This window comes from Micromonospora sp. NPDC049891, assembly GCF_040660295.1.
Lineage (GTDB): Bacteria > Actinomycetota > Actinomycetes > Mycobacteriales > Micromonosporaceae > Micromonospora.
The window spans coordinates 18,608-44,057 of the sequence record NZ_JBFAML010000030.1 but is presented as its reverse complement, the minus strand read 5'-3'; the positions used below and the strand labels follow the sequence as shown (position 1 = coordinate 44,057).

The 25,450-nt window shown below is 72.3% G+C and carries 21 protein-coding genes and 1 pseudogene; 12 read left to right on the top strand and 10 right to left on the bottom strand.

The features are described from left to right. The first annotated feature begins 78 nt into the window (after window positions 1-78). Genes AB0I71_RS27405 through AB0I71_RS27375 form a run of 7 tightly spaced genes read left to right on the top strand, consistent with a single transcriptional unit; the run spans window position 79 to window position 8,395 of the window. On the top strand, window positions 79-396 hold the full coding sequence (locus AB0I71_RS27405; protein WP_357589360.1) for a hypothetical protein: 318 nt from the start codon (window positions 79-81) through the stop codon (window positions 394-396). A 13-nt stretch (window positions 397-409) separates the two neighbouring features. After that, window positions 410-772 carry a hypothetical protein gene (locus AB0I71_RS27400; protein WP_111212817.1) on the top strand — a complete coding sequence of 121 codons (363 nt, stop codon included), beginning with the start codon at window positions 410-412 and terminating at the stop codon, window positions 770-772. Window positions 773-821: 49 nt separating this feature from the next. Continuing rightward, window positions 822-4,127 (top strand): ATP-binding protein, encoded by a 3,306-nt coding sequence (locus AB0I71_RS27395; RefSeq protein ID WP_357589357.1) that lies wholly within the window; start codon window positions 822-824, stop codon window positions 4,125-4,127. A 1-nt stretch (window position 4,128) separates the two neighbouring features. Continuing rightward, entirely contained in the window at window positions 4,129-6,072 is a 1,944-nt protein-coding gene (locus AB0I71_RS27390; RefSeq protein ID WP_357589355.1) for an MFS transporter, read from the top strand. Continuing rightward, window positions 6,069-6,629: a hypothetical protein gene (locus AB0I71_RS27385; protein ID WP_357589353.1), complete on the top strand. Its 561-nt coding sequence runs from the start codon at window positions 6,069-6,071 to the stop codon at window positions 6,627-6,629. Before AB0I71_RS27390 ends, AB0I71_RS27385 begins: the two co-directional genes overlap by 4 nt. Continuing rightward, window positions 6,622-7,788 (top strand): M23 family metallopeptidase, encoded by a 1,167-nt coding sequence (locus AB0I71_RS27380; RefSeq protein ID WP_357589351.1) that lies wholly within the window; start codon window positions 6,622-6,624, stop codon window positions 7,786-7,788. The genes AB0I71_RS27385 and AB0I71_RS27380 overlap by 8 nt, the downstream gene beginning before the upstream one ends. A gap of 13 nt (window positions 7,789-7,801) precedes the next feature. Continuing rightward, window positions 7,802-8,395 carry a hypothetical protein gene (locus AB0I71_RS27375; protein ID WP_357589349.1) on the top strand — a complete coding sequence of 198 codons (594 nt, stop codon included), beginning with the start codon at window positions 7,802-7,804 and terminating at the stop codon, window positions 8,393-8,395. Window positions 8,396-8,397: 2 nt separating this feature from the next. Here the strand turns inward: AB0I71_RS27375 and AB0I71_RS27370 are convergent, their stop codons facing one another. Beyond that, window positions 8,398-8,952, bottom strand: a complete 555-nt coding sequence (locus AB0I71_RS27370; RefSeq protein WP_357589430.1) for a hypothetical protein — start codon at window positions 8,950-8,952, stop codon at window positions 8,398-8,400. 198 nt (window positions 8,953-9,150) lie between these two features. On the opposite strand from AB0I71_RS27370, the gene AB0I71_RS27365 reads away from it, so the two are divergent. After that, window positions 9,151-11,709, top strand: coding sequence for an FtsK/SpoIIIE domain-containing protein (locus AB0I71_RS27365; RefSeq protein WP_357589428.1), 2,559 nt, complete (start codon window positions 9,151-9,153; stop codon window positions 11,707-11,709). After that, window positions 11,706-12,416, top strand: coding sequence for a hypothetical protein (locus tag AB0I71_RS27360; RefSeq protein ID WP_357589347.1), 711 nt, complete (start codon window positions 11,706-11,708; stop codon window positions 12,414-12,416). The genes AB0I71_RS27365 and AB0I71_RS27360 overlap by 4 nt, the downstream gene beginning before the upstream one ends. Window positions 12,417-12,428: 12 nt before the next feature. Here AB0I71_RS27360 and folE read toward each other — a convergent pair whose 3' ends face one another. The 4 genes from folE to AB0I71_RS27340 form a co-directional block, all read right to left on the bottom strand. Next, on the bottom strand, window positions 12,429-13,088 hold the full coding sequence (folE, locus tag AB0I71_RS27355; protein ID WP_357589426.1) for a GTP cyclohydrolase I FolE: 660 nt from the start codon (window positions 13,086-13,088) through the stop codon (window positions 12,429-12,431). 38 nt (window positions 13,089-13,126) lie between these two features. Beyond that, window positions 13,127-15,145, bottom strand: coding sequence for an ATP-dependent zinc metalloprotease FtsH (gene ftsH / locus AB0I71_RS27350; RefSeq protein WP_357589345.1), 2,019 nt, complete (start codon window positions 15,143-15,145; stop codon window positions 13,127-13,129). 382 nt (window positions 15,146-15,527) lie between these two features. Next, window positions 15,528-16,103: a hypoxanthine phosphoribosyltransferase gene (hpt, locus tag AB0I71_RS27345; protein WP_164448636.1), complete on the bottom strand. Its 576-nt coding sequence runs from the start codon at window positions 16,101-16,103 to the stop codon at window positions 15,528-15,530. Between the two features lie 99 nt (window positions 16,104-16,202). Next, entirely contained in the window at window positions 16,203-16,340 is a 138-nt protein-coding gene (locus AB0I71_RS27340) for a hypothetical protein (protein ID WP_357589342.1), read from the bottom strand. 152 nt (window positions 16,341-16,492) lie between these two features. Here AB0I71_RS27340 and AB0I71_RS27335 point away from each other — a divergent pair, with 152 nt between their 5' ends. Continuing rightward, window positions 16,493-17,455: a helix-turn-helix domain-containing protein gene (locus AB0I71_RS27335; RefSeq protein WP_357589340.1), complete on the top strand. Its 963-nt coding sequence runs from the start codon at window positions 16,493-16,495 to the stop codon at window positions 17,453-17,455. 26 nt (window positions 17,456-17,481) lie between these two features. On the opposite strand, the gene AB0I71_RS27330 is transcribed toward AB0I71_RS27335, so the two are convergent. The 4 genes and pseudogenes from AB0I71_RS27330 to dacB form a co-directional block, all read right to left on the bottom strand. Beyond that, window positions 17,482-19,116: a gamma-glutamyltransferase family protein gene (locus AB0I71_RS27330; RefSeq protein WP_357589338.1), complete on the bottom strand. Its 1,635-nt coding sequence runs from the start codon at window positions 19,114-19,116 to the stop codon at window positions 17,482-17,484. An 89-nt stretch (window positions 19,117-19,205) separates the two neighbouring features. Continuing rightward, window positions 19,206-20,177, bottom strand: a pseudogene (gene tilS / locus AB0I71_RS27325) (tRNA lysidine(34) synthetase TilS); the annotation flags it as partial. Between the two features lie 16 nt (window positions 20,178-20,193). Then, window positions 20,194-21,261: a zinc-dependent metalloprotease gene (locus tag AB0I71_RS27320; RefSeq protein WP_357589336.1), complete on the bottom strand. Its 1,068-nt coding sequence runs from the start codon at window positions 21,259-21,261 to the stop codon at window positions 20,194-20,196. A gap of 149 nt (window positions 21,262-21,410) precedes the next feature. Continuing rightward, on the bottom strand, window positions 21,411-22,862 hold the full coding sequence (gene dacB, locus AB0I71_RS27315; protein ID WP_357589334.1) for a D-alanyl-D-alanine carboxypeptidase/D-alanyl-D-alanine-endopeptidase: 1,452 nt from the start codon (window positions 22,860-22,862) through the stop codon (window positions 21,411-21,413). A 25-nt stretch (window positions 22,863-22,887) separates the two neighbouring features. Between dacB and AB0I71_RS27310 the strand changes: the two genes are divergently transcribed. Further along, window positions 22,888-23,235, top strand: coding sequence for a hypothetical protein (locus AB0I71_RS27310; protein ID WP_357589332.1), 348 nt, complete (start codon window positions 22,888-22,890; stop codon window positions 23,233-23,235). 171 nt (window positions 23,236-23,406) lie between these two features. Beyond that, window positions 23,407-23,913 (top strand): inorganic diphosphatase, encoded by a 507-nt coding sequence (locus tag AB0I71_RS27305; protein ID WP_281582445.1) that lies wholly within the window; start codon window positions 23,407-23,409, stop codon window positions 23,911-23,913. 64 nt (window positions 23,914-23,977) lie between these two features. Here the strand turns inward: AB0I71_RS27305 and eccD are convergent, their stop codons facing one another. Next, window positions 23,978-25,378, bottom strand: a complete 1,401-nt coding sequence (eccD, locus tag AB0I71_RS27300; RefSeq protein WP_357589330.1) for a type VII secretion integral membrane protein EccD — start codon at window positions 25,376-25,378, stop codon at window positions 23,978-23,980. Window positions 25,379-25,450 lie beyond the last annotated feature (72 nt).

Here is a 25,450-nt window from a genome sequence, read left to right as displayed (position 1 = left end):
GCACAGTGAGCACCGATCCCGCAAGGCTTGCCTACTGCACCACCGCGGCGCCGCCGGCCGCGACTTGGGGAGGTTTCAGTGATCGCCATCGAGCTGATGGAAACGGCGTCCACAAGCGCCGCCCACCTGCTCTCCACCCTGGCGTCGTCGATCCCGTTCGCGGCCGAGGAGCCGAAGGGGATCAACACCGAAGGCGTCGTCACCTTCTTCGCCAGCAAGATCGCGCCGATCCTGCTGGCCGTGCTGGGGGTCATCTTCATCGGCCGTGCCAGCCGGGGCGAGATCTCCAAGGTGCTGACCAGCTCGGCAATCGCGATCGTCGGGTTGGCCTTCATCGCCGGAGCCGCCACCCTCTTCTTCATCGGTGACTTCCTGATCAACCTGATCTTCGAATAGGCGCGGGCACGAGATGCGGCTACGCACCGACGACGACATCTACCGGGCCCGCCTGGTCTATCTCGGCCCGCCCGGCTACACCCTTCCGGTCCATCTGCCGTACGCCCAGTACGGGTTGTTCATCCTGCTCGTTCCCCTCTACATGTTCATCCACTGGCTGTTCACGCTGCAGGTCGAACTCTTCCCCGCCTGGGAGATCGCCCTCGCCATCGTGACCACCTCGTTCGTCTTCCGGTACGTCGATCCGGACCGTCCGGCGCGCATGGTGATCCGTACCGCGCTGACCGACTGGCGACGCACCCGGGAGCCGGCCGCCGAACAGCGCGATCCGCGACTGGTCGGCAGCAGGATCAGGATCCGGGAGGAACTGGCATGACCGGCTGCACGCCGTACGGGCCGAACGAGGACACGGGCAGGGCGATCGCATGAGCCGCTCCGCCACGCCGGGATCCCCGGCCGGACGTCCGGCCGCACCACACGGTAACCGTGCGCGTTCATTCGACTACCCTGAATCCGGCGAGCTGGACGAGACCGCGCTGGATCCGGCGCTCGCCACCACCCCCGGTCACGGCAGCGTCGGCGTGTTCCAGGCGCCCCGCCCGCCGCAGCGCCGGGCGGTTCCGGCCGAACCCACGTCGGCCAGCCGGGACAGCGCGGACATCGACTCTCCGTTCCTCGATCTGTTCGGTGGCGCGTACCCCAGGCCCGGTTCCGCCCAGCGCGGCAACGGGCTCCCCGCACGTGCCCTGCCGCAGCAGCCGCACCCCACGCCGCCGCCCGCCGTCGGGCCCGCGCCGGCACCCCACCGTGCGGCCCCGCCACCGCCACCGCCACCGCCACCCCCGCCCGGCCCGCCACCGGCCGCGCCACCCGTCCGCATGGTCGACGACGCCGTCACGGCCACGACCCTGCCGCCGGCCCCCTCCCGGGTGGCACCGCCCTCCAACGACCGGCTGCCGAGCGCCCGGCCGCCCGCCGACGACAGTCCCGCCGGTGACGACCCGGTCCGCGAGGACCGCCGTGCCCGTGAGAACGACAGGGCACACGCCGACGCCGAGACCCGGACACCACGCCGGGTAGCGCCCCCGGCCACCCGCCCAGCCCCCCGGCAGCGATCCGTGGAGCACCGCGACCGGCCGGTCAAGCCGGTCCGCGTCCGACCACCGAAAATCAAGTTCGGCGATCGGGATCCGTCGGTCGAGCTGGCCATCACCGAGATCGCCGGTCACCTGACCTTCACCCCCAACACGGTCACCGCCTGGTACTGGCTGCCCGAGGTGCGCTGGGCCTTCCGCCCGGACGCGGAACGCGAGGCCCTGCTCTCGGCCATCTCCGAGCAGTACGCCGGGCTGGCCGGCTTCCGACTGCACCTGCGCCGGACCACCCGGCCCTTCCCGGCTGACGAGTGGGCCCGCACCATCGACGCGAACACCGCCGCGCCGCTGCCCGACGTCCCCGGCACGCCCGGCTGGGCCGAGCACCTGGTGGCCGCGCAGCGGCACCTGCTCTCGGTCAACCACGCCGAAGGCCAGACCTACCTCGGGGTCACCTTCGCCCGCCGTTCACTCGGCGACTCGCTCACCGAGCGGCTGCTGCGCACCTTCGGCCGCGGCGTCGCCGACGGCGAGCGGCGCAAGCTCGGCCGCACCGTCGAGCAGTTCGACGAGGTGCTCGGCGCGTTCGGCATGCGCGGGCGGCGGGTCACCGCGCACGAGCTGGAATGGCTGCTCTACCGGTCGGTGGCGCTCTGCATGGCACCCCCCGGCACGCTCTCGCCCAACACCGACGGACGCTGGGAACGCGGCGACCTGCTCGCCCTCACCGAACAGGTCGAGCGCTACCGCACGCCGTACGGATCCACGGTCAAGCTGGTCCACCGGATGACCGGCGAGGAGCGGCACGTGGCAGTGCTCGCCGTGGGCCGGATGGAGCCGCTCGAGATCCCCGAGCGACACGAACCCTGGCTGCACTTCCACGAGCGACTGCCCTGGCCGATGGAACTCTCGACCCGGGTCGACATCCTCGGTTCCGGCGACTCCTTCCGCAACCTGGAACACCGGCTCCGGATGATCCGCTCACAGCAGCTGGACTACGCCGAACACGGCATCGACGCCCCACCCGAGCTGGAGCGACTCGCCAAGCGAGCCCTGGTGATCGGCGACGAGATGACCACCGGGCTGCCGGTCGACTCCGCTCGCGCCCACGGCTGGCACCGGATCGCGGTGGGCGGTCGTACCCGGGAGGAGTGCCTGGAACGGGCCCGCCGCCTCATCCAGCTCTACTCCCGCGAGCTGCGCATCTCCCTGCAACACCCGAAGAACCAGGACTGGCTGGCCCGCGAGTTCATCCCCGGGGAGCCGATCGCCAACACCGGTTACGTGCGCAGGATGCCCGTCAACCTGCTCGCGGCGGCGCTGCCGCAGGCCGCCTCCACTGTGGGTGACCGGCGCGGCGACCTGATCGGGCGTACCGCCGGCACCTGCCGCCGTCCGGTCTTCCTCGACCTGCACTTCCCCATGGAGGTGCGGGAGCGCTCCGGCCTGGCGGTCTTCGTGGCCGAGCCGGGCGGCGGAAAGTCCACGCTGCTCGGCGCACTGGGCTACCTCGCTGCCCGTCGCGGCGTGCAGGTGACCCTGCTCGACCCCTCCGGCCCGCTGGCCCGGCTCTGCGCGATGCCGGAACTCCGGCCCTACTCGCGAGTGCTGAACCTGACCGGCTCCGAACACGGCACGCTGGCACCGTACTCGCTGATCCCGACACCGCTGCGTAGCGAGTTCGCCGCCGGAGCCGCAGGTGACCGGGAGTTCGAGATCGCGGTCTCCAACGCGCGGGCCGAGCGCCGGATGCTGGTGCAGGACATCTGCATGATGCTGGTGCCGCCGCAGGTCGCCCGGGAGGCCAGCACCGCCACCCTGTTCCGGCACGCCGTACGCCAGGTGCCCGCCGAGGAGACCTCCACTCTGGACGACGTGGTCACCTGTCTCGGCCAGCTCGACGACGACGCCGGCCGGGAACTGGCCAACCTGCTGCTGGACACCGCCGAGATGCCACTGGCGATGCTCTTCTTCGGTCGCCCACCGGACGGGCTGCTCGGCCCGGACGCGGCACTCACCGTGATCACCATGGCCGGCCTGCGGCTGCCCGACCTCAAGATCGAACGCGAGTACTGGTCGGCCGAGGAAGCGCTCGCCCTGCCCATGCTGCACACCGCACACCGGCTGGCGGTCCGCCGCTGCTACGGCGGATCGATGGCCTCGCGGAAGCTGGTCGGCCTGGACGAGGCGCACTTCATGGAGGGGTGGCGCTCCGGCCGATCCTTCCTCGTCCGGCTCGCCCGCGACTCCCGCAAGTGGAACCTCGCCGCACTTGTCGCCTCGCAGAACCCCCGCGACATCCTCGGTCTCGACGTGCAGAACCTCGTCTCCACCGTGTTCGTCGGCCGGATCGCCGAGGACGCCGAGATCGCCTCCGAGGCGTTGCGGCTGCTGCGCGTACCTGTCGACGACGGCTACGAGGCCACCCTCGCCTCGCTCTCCACCGCCGACGCGACCTCGGCCAACCGGCTCGGCTTCCGGGAGTTCGTGATGCGCGACGTCGACGGCCGGGTCCAGAAGGTCCGGGTCGACGTCTCCTACGTGGATGGACTGCTGGACCACCTCGACACCACCCCCGCCGCCATCGCCGCCGCTGCCGGGGTGCTGCCGACCGTGCTGCCTGACATGGAGGCGTGACATGGCGAGGGCCCGGGCACGGATCACGGCGCTCCTCCTGGCACTCGGCGTCCTCGCCGCAGCCACGATCAGCTGGCCCGGGCTCACGGCCACACCGGCGTACGCGGCTCCGGCCGCGTACCAGGCCGCGGCAGATCTCTGCACGACCGAGGAATGGAAGGTCGACTTCCGCGCCTGCGTTGCCAAGCTTCAGCAGGTAGCGGAATCGGAGGCGACGTGCCTCAACCCTCCGACACCAACTGCCCCCGACTCCGGGATCGCTGGCTGGTTCGCATCCCGTCCGGAGGCTTCGGAACTCAGGGGACCGAAGGGCTACTACACCAATTACGGCTACGCCGGCTACAGCTACAGCACTTACAGGATCGAATCTGGTTGCGCTACCACCTTGCTGCACCCGGACTACAAGTTCACTAACACAATCGCCAACGGCGAGTTCATGATGGCCACGGCGATCATCGGCGCCTCGAACGCGCTGCGCGAACGCGCCTGGGAGCCGGGCACGATGTGGGGCTGGGCCGACCCGCTCGTGGACCAGGCCACCAAGGCGATCTACCAGAAGGTGTTCAGCGTCTTCGGCATCGTCACCCTCTGCGTCGTCGGGTTCTACCTGCTCTGGCGCTCACGCCAGTCCGACATGAGCAGCGCGATGACCACGGCGGGGTGGGCGTTGGTGGTGATGGTGGCGGTGACCGCGCTGGCTGCGTGGCCGGTCAAGTCCGCGAACCTCGCCGACGGCGCCCTCGTCTCCACGCTCGGCGTCGTGCACGACGCCGTGGGTCCCGCCGCAAAGGACGTGCCGCCGGACCGGTGTGCGATGCCCAACCCGGACGCCTGCACGGACAAGCGTCCACCGGCGGTCCGGGCCAGCGACACAGCCGCCGAGGCGATGCTCTACCGGAACTGGCTACGCGGTGCGCTCGGTTCGGCCGACAGCGAGACCGCTCAGAAGTACGGCGAGGCGCTCTACGACGCCAAGTCGCTGTCCTGGGATGAGGCCGAGAAGATCCGGACCAGCCCGGAACTCCGCGAGGCCACCATCAGCGCGAAGAAACAGCAGTGGATGACGGTCGCCGCCCAGGTCGAGCGGGAGGATCCGGAGGCCTTTGAGTACCTGCAGGGCGTCCGGGACATGGACCGGGTGGGAGCCGGGTTCATCGCGGTGCTCGCCGCCCTGCTTTTCGCGATGTTCGACCTGACCGCGTCACTGCTGGTGCTGCTCGGCTTCCTGATCTTCCGGTGGGCGGTGATCGCGGCACCGATCCTGGGCACCATCGGCCTGCTCCGCCCGGCCAGCGCCGGCCTGCGGCGGCTGGGCAACGCGGTGGTGGCGGCGCTGTTCAACATCGCGATCTTCGGCACCGGTGCCGCCATCTACCTCTTCGCTGTCGACCTCATCATGAGCACGGCTACCCTCCCCGGCTGGCTGCAGGTGGTGCTGGTCTGGTTGTGCGGGGTGGTCGGCTGGCTGTTGCTGCGCCCCTACCGCCGGATCACCCAGCTCGGCGGCAAGGACAACAGCGAGGCGGTCAGCTCGGCGGGCTCCTGGCACCGTCGGTTCTTCCGGGACATGCGCACCGCGGCCCGGCTCGACGTCGCCGAGCCCGGCGGCACCGCCGAGCCCACCTTGGGACGGCGCCGGGCGATCGCACCGGAGCAGCCGAAGGTGCGTCCGGAGGCTCGTCCCGACCCGGTACCCAGCGGCGCCTCCGCTGCCGCGAAGCGGGCGGACGGCCGCGAGGCCGACGGCACCGGCGGCGCCGAGGGCCAGCGCCGGGAGCAGCGCTCCAAGGGAGCCGTCGCGCCCAAGCCCCGACGCCGGCAGCCGGCCTCCTGGACCGAGCCGGACGTGCCGGATGAGAACCCCTCCTACGTCATCTACCGCCCCGGTTCCGCCGAACGGGTCCCCGAGAAGCCGGCACCGCGGGTCCGCTCCGAGGCCCGGTGACCGTCGTGCGCCGGGCGATCGAGTTCCTCTTCCTACGGTTGCTGCGGTCCCGGCTGGGTGTCGCACTCGGCATCGCCGTGCTGGTGCTCGGGGTGATCGGGGCGGCCAGGTTGGTGGCCGGCCCCACCGACCCGGCGGCCGGGCTGAGCAGTCGCCCGGCCGACCCGATCACCACGGTGCATCCGACCACCGGCGACGACGGCGCGATCTCCACGACCACGACACCGTCGCCGGTCACCCGGCCCGGCCAGCCGGCCCCGGAACTGGTCGCCGAACGCTTCGCTGCCGCCTGGCTCGGCCGCCCGGGGCAGACCATTCAGGGCTGGCACGACGCGCTGCGTCCGCTTTCGACCGCCGGCCTCATCGAGAAGCTCTCCGGCGCCGACCCGGCCAGCGTGCCCGCTGGCGCGATCACCGGCGAGGTGACCCTCCGCCCGCGCGGTGAGACCTTCGTGGAGGCGACGGTACCGCTCGACGGCGGGCAACTCCGGCTCGAACTGCTGGCGCCCGACGGGCGGTGGTTGGTGGACGCGGTCGACTGGAGCAGGGATGAGTGAGCAGAGCCGTCCCCGCAGGCCGGTCCGGACCGGTGCCCTCGCCGCCGCGCTCACCGCGGCGCTGGCACTGCTCTGCTGCACCGGTGGGGCTGGCGCCTTCTTCCTCACCGAGCTGGGTGGCGACGCCGCCGAGCAGCTGGCCCCGGCCAGCATGGAGTGCACCGGCGACTTCGAGGTGGACGCCACTGGCAAGATGCCACGCTTCGCCGAGTACGGGGAACGCCAGCTACGGAACGCCGCCGTGATCATCAAGGTCGGCCAGGAGATGAAGGTGCCCCCGCGGGGCTGGGTCATCGCGGTGGCGACCGCCATGCAGGAGTCGCGCCTGCTCAACCTGGCCAACAGCACGGTCGGCGAGTCACGGGACATTCCGAACGAGGGAATCGGGGCCGATCATGACTCCGTCGGTCTCTTCCAGCAACGACCCTCATGGGGCACGGTCGCCCAGCGGATGAACCCCGAGTACGCGTCCCGCAAGTTCTACGAGAAGCTCCTGGACGTGACCGACTGGGAGAAACTACCGCTGACCGTGGCCGCCCAGCGGGTCCAGATCAGCGCCTTTCCGGATGCGTACGCGAAGCACGAGGAACTCGCCGCCCGGATCGTGGACGCGCTGGCCGGGGGTGCGGCGCGGACCGCGTTGATCGCCGGACGAGAGGTCTGTGACGCCGCCATGGGCGGCGAGATCGCCGCCTCCGGTTGGACCGCGCCGATCCCGGGCGGGGTCGGCTCCGGATTCCGGACCGCCAGTCGGCCCGGACACAACGGTGTGGACATCGCCGCGCCGAAGGGCACCTTGATCAGAGTCGCGGCGACCGGTCGGGTGCTGGTCTCCCGATGTGACCCCGACCGGAGAGGGCGACTCAGCTGTGATGTGGACGGCTGGCCTGGCAAGGGAGGCTGTGGCTGGTTCGTCGACGTGCTGCACGCGCAGGGCTTCATCACCCGCTACTGTCATCTGGTGAGTCGTCCCCGGGTCGCCGCGGGCGACACGGTGCAGGCTGGTGAGGTGATCGGCGAGGTGGGCAGCAGCGGCAACTCCTCCGGGCCGCACCTGCACTTCGAGGTGCACGTCGAGGGCGATCGCAGCAGCCGGGGCGCCATCGATCCGGTGCCGTTCATGCGGTCGAAGGGTGCGCCGTTGAAGGGCGCCGGGTGAACCACGCGCCGTCATGACCGAACCGCTTCCGGATCCCTTCGCCGACCAGCCCGACTGGGCCCCCCAGCCGCCCCGCCCGATCGACATCGTCCCTGCCGCCGGCAGCGTCGAGCTACGCGGACGGCGGGTGCTTGTCGGACTGCCCGGTCTGGGCTGGCGCGCCGACCTGCGGGCTGACGAGCGGGTGGTGCAGAACAGCCGCACCTACGTCCCGGTCATCCCGGAACACGAGTGGTACCGCGCCGAGTCCGACCAGGTCGAGGTGTTCGCCCCGCTGGTGCCGGTCGAACGGGTCTGGGTCGAGACGGTCGGCCGACCGACCAAGCCGACGACGGACGGCGCCCTGCGTCTCGTCTCGCTGGACGCGCCCGCCCACCGGGCGCCGACGCCGGTCTTCGAGGCGGACTCGGTCACCGGGCGCCGGGTCGTGCACATGGTCGGCGCCGTCGAGCACCGTGACCTGCGCGCCGTCACCGAGACCTACTCGGGTGCCGAGGGCGACATCTGTGTGCGGGTGACACCCGAGGTGGAGTGGTACCGCTGGGCCTGGCGCGGCCAGTCACCGACCACCCTGGAGGTACCGGTCCACATGCTGTGGGTGGAGTGAGACTAGCTCGCCGCAGCTGAGCAGACCCGCCAGTCTTCGTTCAACCGCGTGGTGAACGTCCACGACTGCCGGTCGTACTGCCTTATGCCATCGATCCGAGCCGAGAGCAGCAGTTCAACCCTCACCTCGGCCTCCTTACCGTGTTGTTCTGCCAGAACGTTACCCCAGCTAATCGACATACTCGTGCCGAATTGCTCCTCGCGAGCTGCAAGATCGGATCTAAGCGCGTCGAGCTGTCCTAAGTCGCTACCGTCTTCGCACGTGAAGAGTTTGGCTCGTACGTCGTTCCGGTCAACGAGGAAAGCTCGCAGGTAGCTGTCCACGACGATCGTCGGGGCGCTGCGGTCGGGGGTGGTGGCGCGGTCGTAGACGAGGTAGCCGACCACCCCGCCGGTCAGGCAGAGTGCCGCGACCACACCGGCGACAACTGTCAGTACCGTACGCAGGCGTCGCCGGGGCTGGCGCGGGGCCGGCGCGACAGCGGGCGGCGCCAGTTCCTCCGGCGGGGTCCTCTGCGCCGGTACGCGGGAGACCTGGGAACCGGCGGGGGGCGGCACTGATTCCACCCCCTGAGGCTATCGGCTGGCGGCCCAGGACCCAATGCCCCAGATTTGGCAGATCGTGACGGAACACTGCCGATGGGTGAGATCCGCGACAACACCGGCGCAGCACCGCCGCGCATCCCGGAGGTGGAGGCCTCGCTGGGATACCGTCGTTTCTGCCCGGCGAGTGGGTGCCGACCTCGGGCGGAGGGGGTGGACACGGTGGGCGGTCCGAAGGCACGGACGCTCCGCGCCGCCGCGCTGCACCGCCGAGCCGCCGCGACGGTCGCGGCGGCGACGACGACCCTCGACGAGACCCGTCCCGTCCCGGCTGACCAGCGCCGCCAGTACGCGTTGGCCGAGCGGCTACGCGAAGCGGCCACCACGCTCGCTCCCGGTTGGGCCGGGTCCACGCTGGACGCTGTCGATCCAGCACATCCCGCCGGGGAGACACCGCCGCCGTTCGTCCGGGTGGGGACCGCCGCCCCGCTTGACGACGCGCGCTTCCCGGCTCTGGTGCCGATGTTCGGCAGCGGCCACCTCGTGGTGGACGCCGACGCGCACGACCCACGGGTCGTCGGGCTGCTTCGGGCCGTACTGCTGCGGTTGTTGGCGGCGACACCGGCGGGGGCGCTGCTGGTACGAGCAGTGGATGCCACGGGTGTCGCGCTGGCGCCGTTCGCGGCGCTCGGCGACGCCGGGGTGCTGGCCCCGCCGGCCACGGACACCGAGGGTCTGCAGGCGGTGCTGACGGAGGCGGAGCGGTGGGTGGCACCGGAAGCCTCCGGCCCTCGTCGGCACGACCGCTCGCTGCTGCTGGTGCTGGCCGCGCTCCCCGAACCGCACCGCCCAGGTGACCTGGCGCGGATCGAGGCGCTCGCCGAGCAGGGGCCGGCGGCCGGGTTGCACCTGGTGGTGGCGGGGTGGCCGCCGACCGGCCGGGCCGCACTGCCCAGGGCCACGCCGTTGGCGATGCGGACGGCCTACGCCTTGCTCGGCGATCCGCCGGGCGCGGCGTTCGCCGGCGGTGGCACCGACGGGGGGCTGAACTCTCCGGTCTTCGTCGACCCGGATCCGCCGGCCGAGCTTGTCGACACCGTGTGCCGCCGGATCGCCGCCCAGATCGAGGCGGGCAGTCGGCTCTCCCTGTCGCACCTGCTGCCGCCGTCGGACGAGCTGTGGCAGGCGACCGGTACGGACGGGCTGAGCAGCACCGTCGGGGACGCGGGCGGCCGACCGGTTTCGCTCGGCTTCACCGAACTGACCCCGCACTGGCTGGTCAGCGGCCGGTCGCGGGGCTGCCGGTCCACCTTCCTGACCACGGCGTTGCTCGGTCTCGTCGCCCGGTACGGCCCGGACGAGCTGTCGCTGTATCTGGTGGACCTGGGCGACGGTGAGTCCTTTGCGGAGTTTCTGCAGACCGAGCGGGACCGGTCCTGGATCCCGCAGGTCCGGGCGGCCGCGATGGCCGCCGATCGGGAGTACGTGCTGGACCTGTTGGACCAGCTGACGGCCGAGGTGCATCGACGTGCGGAGGCGTCCGCACGCGCTGGTGGGCAGCGCTTCGCCGAGCTGCGCGGACATCGCCCGCTGCCCCGGGTGGTCTGTGTGCTGGAGAACCTGCCGGTGCTCTTCGCCGAACGGGACCGCCTGGCGGCGGAGGCGGCCGTCCGGCTGGACGCGCTGGCCCGGACCGGGCGGGCGTACGGTGTGCATCTGGTGCTGGCCGGCGAGGGTGACCTGGGCCTGGGCACCCGTTCCGACGGTGGGCAGCGGGACTCGCTGCTGGGCCAGTTCCCGGTGCGGGTGGCGCTGCCTGGTGGCGGGGCGGTACTGGAACCCAGAAACGACGCCGCGGCCGGTCTACCGGTCGGCAGCGCGGTGGTGAACACCGCCGGCGGCCTCGGCGGTCCACGGGGGGCGATCCGTGGTCATGAACGGATGGTCCGGTTCCCCGACCCAGCGGACGAGCCGGAAGCGGTCACCGGGCTGCGCCACCGGCTCTTCACGGCCCGCCCGCCGAACGCGACGCCACCAGTCGTTTTCGCCGGGTACGCGCGCCCGCTGCTGAGCAACGATCCCCGCTACCGGGCAGCGGTCGCCGGGCAGTCGCTGGCCCCGGCCGCGTTGCTCGGACGGGCGGTGGATGTCGCGCGGAGCACCGCGGCGGTGCCGTTCGGGCCGGCGGCGGGGCGCAACCTCGCGGTTCTCGGTCCACGACCTGCCGCGTGCCGCCTGCTGGCGACGGCCGCCCACAGCACGGCGGCGCACCACCCGGAGGGTACGGCGCGGTTCGTGGTCGCCGCACCGGATGCCGAGGCAGCGCCGTTGGCTGACGCTCTCGCCGCGGAGTTGGCCGAACACCACCAGGTTGACCGGGTGGACCTGGCCGGGCTGATCGCCGTGGCGGACGCCGGTGAGCCGGCGTACCTGGTTGTCTTCGGGCTGGATGTGGCACCGGCCGACCAGCTGCCGCCGGCCAGGCTGCGGGCCCTGCTGCGTGACGGGCCGCCGGCCGGTCAGCATCTGCTCGGCTGGTGGCGGACGGTGCCGTCGTTCGCGACGCTCGTGGAACCGGACGAGACGGTGGACAAGCTGACTGCCGTGGCGGTGGCGGGTGTGCCGGGGGCTCAGCTCACCCCGGTCTTCGGCCGCCCGGTGGAGTGGCGACCCCGGCCCGACCGCGTGGTGCTCTGGGACGGGCCGGGAGAGCGCGGCGTGGTGCTGGTTCCGTACGACGTGCCGGGCAGCGCGGAGGGGGAACCAGAATGACTCTCGATCAGTCCCCGGCCACGGCAACCGGGCCGGTTCGGCAGCGGACGGCGGGCACACCGGGGGATCCGGTGCGGACCGCGTGGGCCGACTACCTGGCCGCGGCCCGGCAGCTCGACGGGGTACGCCGTGGCGCGGCGACCGCTGCGGGCGAGCAGGCCCGCGCGGTCCAGGCCGCCCGGGAGGAGCTGACCGGGGTACGCACCCGGCTGGCGCCGCAGGAGAGCCGGTTACGCGAGCTGGGCGTACCACCGATCTCGCTGGTGCCGACACCGCCGGAAGTGGCCGAGGCGACCCGGTCGATGAGCGGCGGTCCGGCGGCGGTGTTGGCAGCGTTGCGGGAGGCCCGACGGTGGGCCGTCGGCGCGGACGACACGCTTGCCGCCCGTGGCCTGCCCCGGGTCGCGCACTGGCCGTCCCGCCCGCGCAACCTGCTGGTGTACGGGCCGCTGGGGCTGCTCGTTCCGGTGCTTCTGGTGGTGGTGTTCCTGCTGGCCGGCACCGGCGCGGTGACCGCCCTGGCGTTACTGGTGGGGCTGCCGGCACCGGCTGTCGCATTCGGCCTGGGCTGGCTCGCGGTGGGCCGTTGCTTCCCGCCCGGTCCCGGGGAGCGGGTGGACCGTACGCCACGGTTCGGCGCGCTGGCCTGCCTGGTCCCGGCCGTGGTGGTGAACGCGGGGATCGTGCTGGCGATGCTGTCTTCCTGAGCGACCGTCCGGTCAGCGAATGATCAGCGCCATCGCCTCGGCCCGGGACTTGGCGTCGCGCTGCAGGGTGCCACGCACCGCGGACGTGATCGTCTTGGCGCCGGATTTCTGGATGCCCCGCATCGCCATGCACATGTGTTCGCACTCGAGAACGACTACCACGCCACGCGGCTCCAGCCGCTTCATCAGCAGGTCCGCGATCTGCGAGGTGAGTCGCTCCTGCACCTGGGGCCGTCGGGCGAACACCTCGACCAGCCGGGCCAGCTTGGACAGCCCGGTGATCCGCCCGTCGGGGCCGGGGATGTAGCCGATGTGGGCACTGCCCCGGAAGGGCAGCAGGTGGTGCTCGCAGAGGCTCATCACGTCGATGTCCCGGACCAGCACCAGTTCCTCGTGGTTGGCCTCGAAGGTGGTGGTGAGCACGGTGGCCGGGTCGACGCGCAGGCCGGCGAAGAGTTCCGCGTAGGCCCGGGCTACCCGGGCCGGGGTCTGCTGGAGTCCGTCGCGGTCCGGGTCCTCCCCGACCGCGATGAGGATCTCGCGGACCGCCTTCTCGATCCGGCCGAGGTCCATGGTGTCCTCGACGGGACGGCCGGTGAGCCGGCCGTTGATCAGCCGGGCGGCGATGTAGTCGAGGCCGTCGGTGTCGGGTTCGGTGGCGGAGGCGGCCAGTCCCCGCTGGGGGGAACTGGCCGCCGTGTCGTCGGTGCTCAGTGCGAACCGTCCGAGGAGTTGTTCGAGCTGACGCCACCAACCGTTGCCTGCGCGCCGTCGGCCTCGGCCTGCACCTTCAGCGCGTCCTTCTCGGCCGGGGTGAGCACGGGCGGCTCGGTGGAGGGCTGCCGCTTACCGAAGCCGTTGTACGGGGCCATCGGCGGACGCTTCACCACCCGGGCGCAGATCCGGGCCATGTCGGCGGTGGAGAGGGTTTCCTTCTCCATCAGCTCGAGCACGATGTTGTCCAGGACGTCCCGGTACTCGACCAGGATCTCCCAGGCCTCGTCGTGGGCCAGTTCGATCAGGGCCCGCATCTCGCCGTCGATCTCGGCCGCGACCGCGTCGGAGTAGTCCCGCTCGTGGCCCATGTTGCGACCGAGGAACGGCTCGTCCCCGCTGGTGCCGTACTTGATCGCACCGAGCTTGGAGCTCATGCCGTACTGGGTGATCATCGCGCGGGCCAGTGCGGTGGCCTTCTCGATGTCATTGCCGGCACCGGTGGTGGGCTCGTGGAAGACGAGTTCCTCGGCGGCCCGGCCGCCCAGCGCGTAGGCCAGGGTGTCGACCATCTCGGCGCGGGTCTGGGTGTACTTGTCCTCCGTGGGCAGCACCAGGGTGTGGCCCAGGGAGCGACCGCGGGACAGGATCGTCACCTTGTGCACCGGTGCGGCGTGCGGCAGCGCCCAGGCGACAAGCGCGTGCCCACCCTCGTGGTACGCGGTGATCTTCTTTTCCTGGTCGCTCATCACCCGGGTGCGCCGTTGCGGGCCGGCGATCACGCGGTCGATCGACTCCTCGAGCGAGTCGTTGGAGATGGCCCGCTGGTCCTTGCGGGCGGTCAGCAGGGCCGCCTCGTTGATCACGTTGGCGAGGTCGGCGCCGCTGAAGCCCGGCGTCCGCTTGGCCACCGAGTCGAGGTCGACGTCGGGCGTGAACGGCTTGCCCTTGGCGTGCACCCGCAGGATGGCCTTGCGGCCTTCCATGTCGGGGGCGTCGACCGGGATCTGCCTGTCGAACCGGCCCGGGCGCAGCAGCGCCGGGTCGAGGATGTCCGGCCGGTTGGTGGCGGCGATCAGGATGACGCCGCCCTTGACGTCGAAGCCGTCCATCTCGACGAGGAGCTGGTTCAGGGTCTGCTCGCGCTCGTCGTGGCCGCCGCCCATACCCGCACCACGGTGCCGGCCGACGGCGTCGATCTCGTCGACGAAGACGATCGCGGGTGCGTTCGCCTTGGCCTGCTCGAACAGGTCGCGGACCCGGCTGGCACCGACACCGACGAACATTTCCACGAAGTCGGAACCGGAGATCGAGTAGAACGGCACCCCGGCCTCGCCGGCCACCGCCCGGGCGAGCAGCGTCTTACCGGTACCGGGCGGGCCGAAGAGGAGCACGCCCTTCGGGATCTTCGCGCCGAGCGCCTGGTACTTCGCCGGGTTCTGCAGGAAGTCCTTGATCTCGTGCAGCTCCTCGACAGCCTCCTCGGAGCCCGCCACGTCGGCGAACGTCGTCTTCGGCGTGTCCTTGGTGATCATCTTCGCCTTGGACTTGCCGAAGTTGAGCACCCTGGAGCCGCCGCCCTGCATCTGCGACATGAAGAACAGCAGCAGCAGCACGAGCAGCACGATGGGAAGCAGGTTGACAAGCAGACTGACCCAGATGCTGTCGGACGACACCTCGGTGTCCGCCGGCCCGGTGACCCGGTTGTTGGCCTTGGCCTCGAGGACCTGGTTCCAGACCTCGTTGCCGACCTCGTAGGGGAACTGGGCCTCGATCAGCTTCGTGGTGGTGTCGCCGAACTCGGTCTCCTCGGCAAGCTCGAGCTGGATCGTCTGTTCCTTGTCCTGGAAGACGACCTTCTCGATGCCGCCCTTGTTGAGCTGGTCGAGCGCGACGGACGTGTCCACCCGGTGGTAGCTGGGTCCACCGGTGAACAACTGACTGAGCACGACGGCGCCGAGGATGACCAGGATGACCCAGAACACCGGTCGGCGGAAGAAACGCGTACGTTCCATGCTGTTGTCGAGCGCCGAGACGCCCGCATCCTCCTGATCGACGTCCTGACCGACTGTGGGTGTCGCCGCCTGGGCGGCTGCCGGAGCCGCCGTGCGGGCCGGCCTCGACCCCGGGGCGCGATTGCCGCGCCACGGTCATTCGACGGTACACCGTGCGAGACCGATATGAGCTGGCGAGCCCAGCACTTACGCGCACGGCGAACCGGATGTCAGCCGACGTGGCCCGGAGTCGGATCCCCGGGTCACCGTCGTCAAAGGTAGTCCGATCAGCTGAAAGTCGGCTGAACGTCGGGTGGGCGCGCCCGGAGACGGCACCGGGCGGGCGGCGTGGCGGCCGGGCCGGTGGCCTGGTGACGGCGCGACGCGACGGGTACCGGCGTGGTCAGGAGCGGGCGTAGACCTCCGGCTTGAGCACTCCCACGTAGGGCAGCTCCCGGTAGCGCTCACCGAAGTCGAGCCCGTACCCGACGACGAACTCGGTCGGGATGTCGAAACCCACGTACCTGACCGGCACCGTCACCTTTACCGCGTCCGGCTTGCGGAACAGGGCGACCACCTCGACGCTCGCCGCCGACCGCGACTCCAGATAGCGCAGCAGCCAGGACAGCGTCAGCCCGGAGTCGACGATGTCCTCCACGACGACGACGTGCCGACCGGCGATGTCCCGGTCGAGATCCTTGAGGATGCGCACCACTCCGGAGGAGGTGGTGCCCTGCCCGTACGAGGAGATGGCCATGAAGTCCAGCTCGGCCGGGGGTCCGTGCCGGCCCAGCGCCCGGGCGAAGTCGGCCATGAACATGACCGCGCCCTTGAGCACGCAGACGAGCAGTAGCCCGTCGGAGACGTGGGCGTAGTCCGCGGAGACCTGCTTGGCCAGTTCCGCGGTCTTCTCGCGGATCTGCGCCTCAGAAATGATCACGTGGTCGATGTCGGCGTCGTACCAGGAGCCGTCAGCCATGTCCCTAGCCTGCCGTACGCCCCGGGTTCGCCGTCGGCGGGGCCGCCCGTTTCGGGGCGACCCCGCCCGGTGATTTTTCGGATGAATGGAACATTCACCTCAGCAGGAGTGGGACTGCCACCTGCGGCCTCCGTCGGAGGGCTTCCAGTCCGCGGAGTCACGACTGTCGGCGGTCAGCCCCAGCGCGGACAGCAGGGCGAGGGAGAGGAAGAAGAGCAGGAAGAACAGGAAACCCATGGCGGCGCTCGCTTTCTGACGTCTGCGGTTGTCGTGTCGCCGCCGGTGCGCACCGGACACCTGTCAGTCTGCGCACCCCGCCAGCCTCCGGACAGTGGCAGTGATGCCAGTCCTGCTCGATTTCCTGCCACTCGTGTGGTTACCCTCGTCACATGCTTCGTTCAGTCGCCGTACTCGTCCTGGACGGGGTCGCTCCGTTCGAACTCGGCGTACTCGCTGAGGTGTTCGGCACCGACCGCACCGCCGACGGGCTGCCCGGCTACCGCTTCGACGTGTGTGGACCCCAGCGGGCCCCGGTACGTACCTCGGCCGGCTTTCACCTGGTGCCCAACGCCGACCTGGCACCGCTGGAGCAGGCGGACCTGGTGGCCGTACCGGCACACGACCCCGCCACCACCGCCCCGGCCGAGGTCCACGAGGCGCTACGGCGGGCCGCCGACCGGGGTGCGTACCTGTTCAGTGTGTGTGCCGGCGCGTACCTGCTGGGCGAGGCGGGACTGCTCGACGGCCGGGAGTGCACCACCCACTGGCGACACGTCGACGAGTTGCAGCGCCGGCACCCGAGCGCCCGGGTGCGCTGCAACTCGCTATACGTGCAGGACGGCCGCCTGCTCACCAGCGCGGGCACCGCCGCCGGCATCGACGCCTGCCTGCACCTGGTCCGCCAGGAGCACGGCTCGGCCACCGCCACCCGGCTCGCCCGACGGATGGTGGTGCCACCGCACCGCGACGGCGGACAGGCCCAGTACATCGAGGCGCCGATCCCGAAGGCACCGGAGGCGCCCACCCTGGAACCGGTGCTTGAATGGCTGATGGGGCATCTGGACCGGCAGACCACCGTCGACGAGTTGGCCGCACGCGCCGGGATGGCGCCCCGGACGTTCGCCCGCAGGTTCCGTGCCGAGACCGGCACCACGCCGCATGACTGGCTGACCAACCAACGCGTGCTGCTGGCCCGCCGGCTGTTGGAGGACACCGCGCTGACCGTGGAGGCGGTCGCCGATCGGGCCGGCTTCGGCGACGCCGCCGCCCTGCGGCACCACTTCACCCGCCGGGTGGGTGCCACCCCACAGGCTTACCGCACCACGTTTCGCGACCGGACGCTCACCGGCTGACCGGACGGTCGGACGGTCGCGCGGGGTCAGAAGCCTCCGGCGCCGCCGTCGACCCGGGACTCGGAACCGACGAGGTAACCCCCGTCGGCGCGTCGCCAGATCGCCTGGCCGTGGCCGAAGACCGTGGGATCGGGCGCGACGACCACCTGGTGGCCCCGGGCCCGCAGGTCGGCCACCAGGGCCGCGCCGTCGGGCCCCACGGTCAGCTGCTCCTCGACCAGCAGCGAGCGCCCCGCATGCCAGTACCAGCGCGGGGCGTCCAGCGCCGCCTGCGGGTCGAGACCCGCGTCCAGGGTCCCCGAGACCAGTTGGACGTGACCCTGCGGCTGCATGTGCCCGCCCATCACCCCGAACGGCCCCACCGGCGCGCCCTGTCGGGTCAGGAACCCGGGGATGATCGTGTGGTACGGCCGCTTCGCCGGGCCGACCACGTTGGGGTGGCCCGCGTCGAGCCGGAAGCCGAGACCGCGGTTCTGCAGCGCGAAGCCGTACCCGGGCAGCACCACGTGCGAGCCGAAGGCGAGGTAGGTGGACTGGATCAGGCTGACCATCATGCCGCCCTCGTCGGCCGTGCAGAGGTAGACCGTCCCACCGCGCTCCGGTGCGCCGGCCACCGGGTCGGCCGCCGTCTCGGTGACCGCCGCTCGGTGCCGCGCCAGGTGTTCGGGGCTGAGCAGCCCGGGCGGGACCGGGGCAAGGTCGGGATCGGCGACGTGGGCGTGCGCGTCGGCGAAGCCGAGCTTGACCGCCTCGATCTGCCGGTGCAGCCACCGCGACCTGTCGGCCGGGTCGAAACCGTCCAGGATGCCCAGGGCGAGCAGGGCGGCCAGGCCCTGCCCGTTCGGTGGCAGCTCCCAGACCTCGTGGCCCCGGTAGCGCACCGACACCGGATCGACCCAGACGCTGGCATGGGCGGCCAGGTCGGCCGCGGTGAGCAACCCGCCGGTACGGGCGGCGTGCTCGGTAAGCGCCGCGGCGATGCGCCCGTGGTAGAACTCCGCCGCCCGACTGTCGGCGATCAGTCGTAGCGTCCGTGCCGCGTCCGGGTTGCGCCATCGCTCGCCCGCTCGGGGCGCCCGCCCGCCAGGTGCGAACACCCGCCCGAACTCCGCGTACTCGGGACCGGTCAGGCCGGCGTGCCCGGCGACCGCCCGGGACCAGGCCGCCGCGGTCGCGGTGGAGACGGGGTACCCCTGCTCGGCGTAGCCGACGGCGTCGGCGAAGAGGTCCGCGAACGGCAGCGATCCGAACCGTTCGTGCAGGTCACGCCAGCCCGCCGGCACCCCCGGCACGGTCACCGGCAACCAGCCCCGGGCCGGCATCGCCGGGCCGACCGCCTGTGCGCCTCCCAGCGCGTCGGCGGGCTCGGCACCTCGACCGCCGGTCGCCGCGAGCACCAGGTCCCGGGTCAGCCCGGCGGGCGATCGACCGGAGGCGTTCAAGCCGTGCAGCCGCTCGCCGTCCCAGACGATGGCGAAGAGGTCACCGCCGATGTCGTTGGAGGGTGGTTGCACGACCGTGAGCGTGCTGGCGGTGGCCAGCGCGGCGTCCACGGCGTTGCCACCGCGCCGCAGCACGGCCAGGCCGGCGGCGGCGGCCAGCGGCTGGCTGGTGGCCACGGCGGCACGCGGGGCGTACAGCGGTTGCCGGGGCTGGATCATCCTTCGACGACCGCCTCGTCGGGCGTGGTCCCCGCTGCCTGAGGTGCCGGCACCCGGCCGGTCGGCGTCGCCGGTGGTACCTCCGGCACCAGCCGGTCGGCGCGACGGAGCACCCGCAGCCCGCCCGGCAGGTAGCTGGCCCGTTGGCCACGCCACGCCGTGACCAATGCGTCGAGCGCGGCGATGTGACGATGCGACAGTGCGGCCGGCGGCGCACCCAGCTCGTGAGCCCAGGCGCGCAGCACCCGACCGCGCACCGCGGGTGCCAGGCCCGTCAGCGCACCGGTGGCCAGTCCACCGTCGGGATGCCGGGCCTGGCTCAACGCCGTGTCGGCGAGTTCGTCGAGGACCGCGTTGTCCGCCGCCACCAGCGCGGCGGTCCGGGCGAGGTTGTCCAGCACGCCCGGACCGAGCGCCCGGATCAGCACCGGCAGCACGTCGGCCCGGACCCGGGAGCGGGCGTACGCCGGGTCGCTGTTGTGCGGGTCGTCCCAGGTCGCCAGTCCGAGGGCCGTGCAGGCGGCGCGGGTCTCCGCCCGCCCGATCTCCAACAGCGGTCGTACCAGGGGGGTGCCGGCCAGGTCCCGGCGGACCGGCATGCCGGCGAGTCCACGCGGGCCGGCGCCCCGCGCCAGCGCGAGCAGCACCGTCTCGGCCTGGTCGTCGCGGGTGTGGCCGGTGAGCAGCGCCGAAGCGCCGTGCCGCCCGGCGACCTCGGCCAACGCCTGGTAGCGGGCGTCGCGGGCGGCCGCCTCGGGACCACCGGACCGGCCGGCGACCTCGACCCGGACCACCTCCACCGGCGCCAGACCGGCCTCCTCCGCCCAGCGCGCCACCGCTTCGGCCCGGCGCCGCGACCCGGTTTGCAGCCCGTGATCGACGGTGACCAGCCCGGCGGCGCGGCCCGCCCGAGGTGCCACGAACGCGGTGGCCGCGGCCAGGGCGAGCGAGTCGGCGCCGCCCGAGCAGGCGACCAGCACCGGACCATCGGTCGGCAGGTCGGCCAGGGCACGACGGACCGCGATCCGGATCGCGGCCACCGGCGGGGCGAGCGGCGCCATCGGTGCGGCGACGCGCTCAGCCGGCGGTCGGCACCGGGCCGACCGGCCCGTGCACCCGCGCCACCCAGGCGTCCGGTTCGCTCAGCTCGGACAGCCGGGGCAGGGTCAGCGGCGACTCGAAGACCCGGTTGAAGCCGGCCATGCCGACCCGGTCCACCACGGCGTGGACGAACTTGCGACCCTCGGCGTACTGCCGCATCTTGACGTCGATGCCGATCAGCCGCCGGATCGCCTTCTCCACCGGGTTGCCGGCCTCGCGCCGCCGGTTGAAGCCGGCCCGGATCCGCTCCACGCTCGGAATCACCTGCGGGCCGACGCCATCCATCACGAACTCGGCGTGCCCCTCCAGCAGGGTCATCAGGGCGGTGAGCCGGTCCAGCACGGCCCGCTGCCCCGGGGTCTGCACGATGTCCAGCACACTGGACCGGCTCTGCGGGTCACGGACCGCGTCAGCGAGGGTGCTCACCCCCCGGCGCAGCCGCTCCAGCAGGTGCTCGCCACCCTGCGCGGCGTCGACGAACGCCTGCACCTCACCGAGGAAGTAGGCCCGCATCCAGGGCACGGCGGTGAACTGTGTCCGGTGGGTCACCTCGTGCAGACAGACCCAGAGCCGGAAGTCGCGCGGATCCGCGCCCAGCTTGCGCTCCACCTCGACGATGTTCGGCGCGACAAGCAGCAGTTGCCCCGGGTCGGCGGAGAAGACCTCGTACTGCCCGAGGACCCGGCCGGAGAGGTAGGCGAGCACGGTGCCGGCCTGCACCCCGGTCACCCGGGAACCGATCGCCTCGGTGAGCGCACCTGGCTGCTTGTCCTGAGAGAGTCGGCCGACCAGCGGGGTGATCACCTCGCGGAGGCCGGCCACGTTTGCCGCCGCCCAGTCACGCCTGTCGACCACCCGCACCGGTGGATGAGTGACCTGCGAGGTCAGCCCGGTGTAGTCGGCGACGTGCCCGGCCGCCTCGTCGGTCAACCGGCGCAGCTCGGAAACCACAGCGGTGGCCTCGTCGTACGTCACCCGGGGGCCCGACTTGCCCAGAGCCCCCGCCGTCGCGGTGGCCAGATCCCAGTCCACGAACTGCGCCATGCAACCCACCGTACCCGCGCCGCGACACCCCACCCGGCGGGCCGGCGCGGTACCGGTCCGTCGGCCGGCCCCGCGACGGACCGTGGCGGGGTCGGCCGCGACCTGCTCCACCAGGGCGTGAGCAGCCTTCCGACCGGTGGCGCGACCGCTCAGCGACAGCCGCAGCCGGCGAGGGCGGCGGCGATCCTGTCCAGCGCCGCCCGGGCCGGCTCCATCCCGTCCGGCGGCACGTCGTCGGTGAGCACGGCGAAGGTGAGCAGGCGTCCTTCGGCGGTGGTCACCACCCCCGCGATGGCGTGCACCCGGGTCAACGTGCCGGTCTTGGCGCGGACCACACCGGCACCGGCGGCCGTACCGGGCGCCGCGCCGTACCTGTCGCGCAGGGTGCCGGACCAGCCGCCGACCGGCAGCCCGCCGAAGATGCCGGCGAGTTCGGGTCGGTCGGGGCTGGCCGCGAGGGCCAGCAGCTCGGTCAGCAGGACCGGACTGATCAGGTTCTTCCGGGACAGTCCGCTGCCGTCGGCGAGGGCGAGTCCACTCGCCGGTAGGGCCAGCTCGGACACCACCTCAGCCATCGCCGCCGCAGCACCGGCGAAGGAGGCCGGGCGGTCCCGGGCCAGTGCCACCTGGCGGGCCAGCGCCTCGGCGACGATGTTGTCACTCTCGCTGATCATGATGTCGACCAGCCGGATCAGCGGCGGCGATTGCACCACGCCAAGTTCGGTGCCGGGTTCGCGGCTGCCGGCCGGGTCGGTCGCCTCGGTCGGGGCCGGCGGGGCGGTGCCCTTGCGTACGGCGTCGGTCGGCACCCCGAGCAGTTTCGCGAACGCACGGCCGGCGACCAGGTCCGGTTGGGCAACCCGTTCGGCCCACCCCTGACCAGCCTTCGGATCCTTACGCGCTCCGTCGAGCATCAGTGCGGTGATCGCCCCGCCGTAGCCGCCGGTGGGAATGTCGTCGTCCCAGCCGGGTCCGTACACCGGACCGGAGTAGCGCGAGGAGTCGACGACGATGCTCGTGGGTGCGACCCCGCCCAGCGCCGTACGGACCTGATCGGCCAGGTCGGTGAGGCTGGCCGCGCCCGGGTAGAAGCCCTTCGCGTCGGCTGCCAACGTCGGGTCTCCCCCGCCGACCAGCACCACCTCGCCAGGCTGCGCACCGGCCACCACCCGGGTCGGGATCCGATGGCCGGGGCCTTGTGCGGTCAACACCGTCACGGCGGTCAGCAGCTTGGTCACCGAGGCCGGCACGGTCCCTTCACCGCCGCCGCGATCGAAGAGCGCCTCCCCGGTGAGCGCGTCGGCCACCGCCACGTTGACCCGGCCGCCGAGCGCGGCGTCGCCGATCAACGGTTCGAGCGCGACACGCAGCCCGGCCGCGCTCGGCGACGGTGCACCGATGTCCGCCGCGGCCAGCACCGCGAGCGGCGCGGACTCCACCGCCTCGGTGGCCACAGGTGTCCCGGGCGCGTCGCCCAACCAGCGGCCCACCGGCCCGGGCCGGACCACGACCAGGCCCACCGCGACCAGCACGAGCACCAGCACGGCGGCGAGCACCAGGGGGAGCCGTCGGCGCGGTGACGGGCCGACCGGTGGCGGCACGACACCGGTCGGCGGGTGGCCCGGAGTGCCGGCAGCTGACACTCCCGGCGCCGGACTCACCGGCACGGACGCCGATCCGGTCGGCGGGGCGGCCGGGCTCGTCGGGGCGGCAGCACCAGGCCCGGCGGCCGGACTCGTCGGGACGGCGGCACCGGGCGCGACGGCCCGGCCGGAGGCGGTACCCCTGGGTGGCGTCGCCGACGGCGAAGCGGCCGAGGGCGGATTCGCCTCGGACCGGTTCATGGACGTGGGTGCGACGGGTGGCGTCGGCGGTTGCGGCCGGAGGACCTGCGCGTCCGGCACCGGCACCCGTCCGGCCGGCTTCGCCAGCGGTTTGTCGTCACCGCCCTCGGCGGAACCACCTGGACGGTAGTGTGAATCTTCCCTCCCCACGACCCCCTCCTCCCCCACCGGGAACCGGCCTGGGTGACACTACTTCGGTCCGAAGACTATGCGGCGGCCGGAGTCGGCGGGTTGGCATTCGCCCGCCCGGCTCCGCCGCCGGTTCCGTCAAGCCAGCGTGGGCCAACGAGGGAGCGTGCAGATGGATTTCGACGTCACGGTTGAGATCCCCAAGGGTCACCGCAACAAGTACGAGGTGGACCACGTGACCGGGCGGATCCGGCTGGACCGTACCCTCTTCACCTCCACGCAGTATCCGGCCGACTACGGCTTCATCGAGGGCACCCTGGGCGAGGACGGCGACCCGCTGGACGCCCTGGTGCTGGTACCCGAGCCGACCTTCCCGGGCTGTCTGATCCGGTGCCGCACGATCGGCATGTTCCGGATGACGGACGAGAAGGGCGGCGACGACAAGGTCCTCTGCGTCCCCTACGAGGACCCCCGGCAGGAGCACCTGCGCGACATCCACCACCTCGGGGAGTTCGACCGGCTGGAGATCCAGCACTTCTTCGAGGTGTACAAGGATCTTGAGCCGGGCAAGTCGGTCGAGGGCGCGACCTGGGTGGGGCGGACCGAGGCCGAGGCCGAGATCCAGGCTTCGTACCGGCGGGCCAGGGAGGCCGAGGCGCGGGGCGAGTCCACACACTGACGGGGTTCGAGGGTCGCGCAGGCCGCGTTGCACAGGACCGTGCCCGAGCCCTGTGGAACGCGGCCTAACCGAGCAGTCCCCGGGCCCGCTCGTAGAGGCCCAGCACGGCGCAGGCGATCGGCACCACCGAGACCACCAGCAGGGTGTCGGTGAGGTCGGCGACCCGCCCGACGTACGGGGAGACCGGCCGGCGGGCGTACGTCGTACCGCCGGCCACCACCAGTAGCGCGACAAGCAGTCCACCGGTGACCAGGGTCAGCCGGACCGCCGCGTCGGCGGCCCCGGCCAGCACTGCGCCGAGGACCGCGTACCCGGCCAGGCCGGCGAGGACCGGCGCCACCCGGTGCCGGACCGTCATGAAGAGCCGGGCGCGTAGCAGCAGCACTGTCGAGGTCACCCCGACCAGCAGCCAACCGGCCATGCCACCGGTACTGGCAAGGATCACCGTCGCGCCCACGGCCAGCACGGCCTGGCCGATCAGCATGCCGGTGAGCATCTCCTCGGTACGGGCCACGGCCGCCTGCACCCGACCACGGTCCGGCAGGTCACGGGCCCGGTCCGAGTCGTCCGGCGGGTCGGTGGGCAGGGTGATCGGCGGCAACGGCACCTTGCCCAGCCGGATGGCCAGCAGCGGGACGGCCCCGACGGCGAAGGTCAGCACGCAGAGCAGGACCGCGGCCACGCCGGCCGGGCCGAGCAGCAGGCCACCGAGGGCGGCCGATCCGCCGCCCGCGCCGACCACCGTGCCGGCCACGAAGATCCGCAGTCGGCTGGCCACCCCGACAAGCCCCAGCACCGAGGCGAGCAGCAGCGCCACCGACCCGGCGAGCAACTCCGGAGCGCCCACCCAGCGCAGCGCGCCGACCGGCCCGACCGGGTCGCCCGAGCTGACGGCGAGGGCGCCGGCCAACGCCGCGTAGGGCAGCGCGTGACCGCCGAGAGCGGCGCCGGCCACCCCGTCGCCCTGTGCCCGGGACAGCACGGTGCCGGCCAGCACCAGCAGACCCGCCACGACTGTCGCGGCCGGCCAGCCGGCCGGGTCGCCGGGCCCACCGGCGGCCAGGGCGAGCAGGCCGACGGCGAGCGGAACACCGGCACCGGCCAGCGCCGCCGCCCGGGTCGCACCGGGTGACCAGGCGCCGCCCCGCCGCCGGGCGGCGTCGGCGATGGCCTCCACCACGTCGTCGTACTCGAACTCGGGCCACTCGGTGCGAGCCGGCACCAGGTGCAGCACCTCGCCGTCGCGGACCCCCTGGGCGAGCAGCGCCTGCCCGCCGGCCAACACGCTGCCGTCGGCCCGCCGGAGCAACCAGCCACCGTGCTGTTCCCCGTCGTCGGCGAGCCCGTCACCGGCGTGCCGCAGCACCTCGGGCAGCAGCTCGGCGAGGGGCACCTGCTCCGGTAGCGCCACGTCGACCCGTCGTCGGGGCGTGCTGACGGTGACCCGGGCGAGCCCGACTGCCATCGACTGATCTCCATCCCGAGCGGGTCTGCTGCTGCGCGAACGACAGGACTTTACCTACGATGAGCCAGGCTC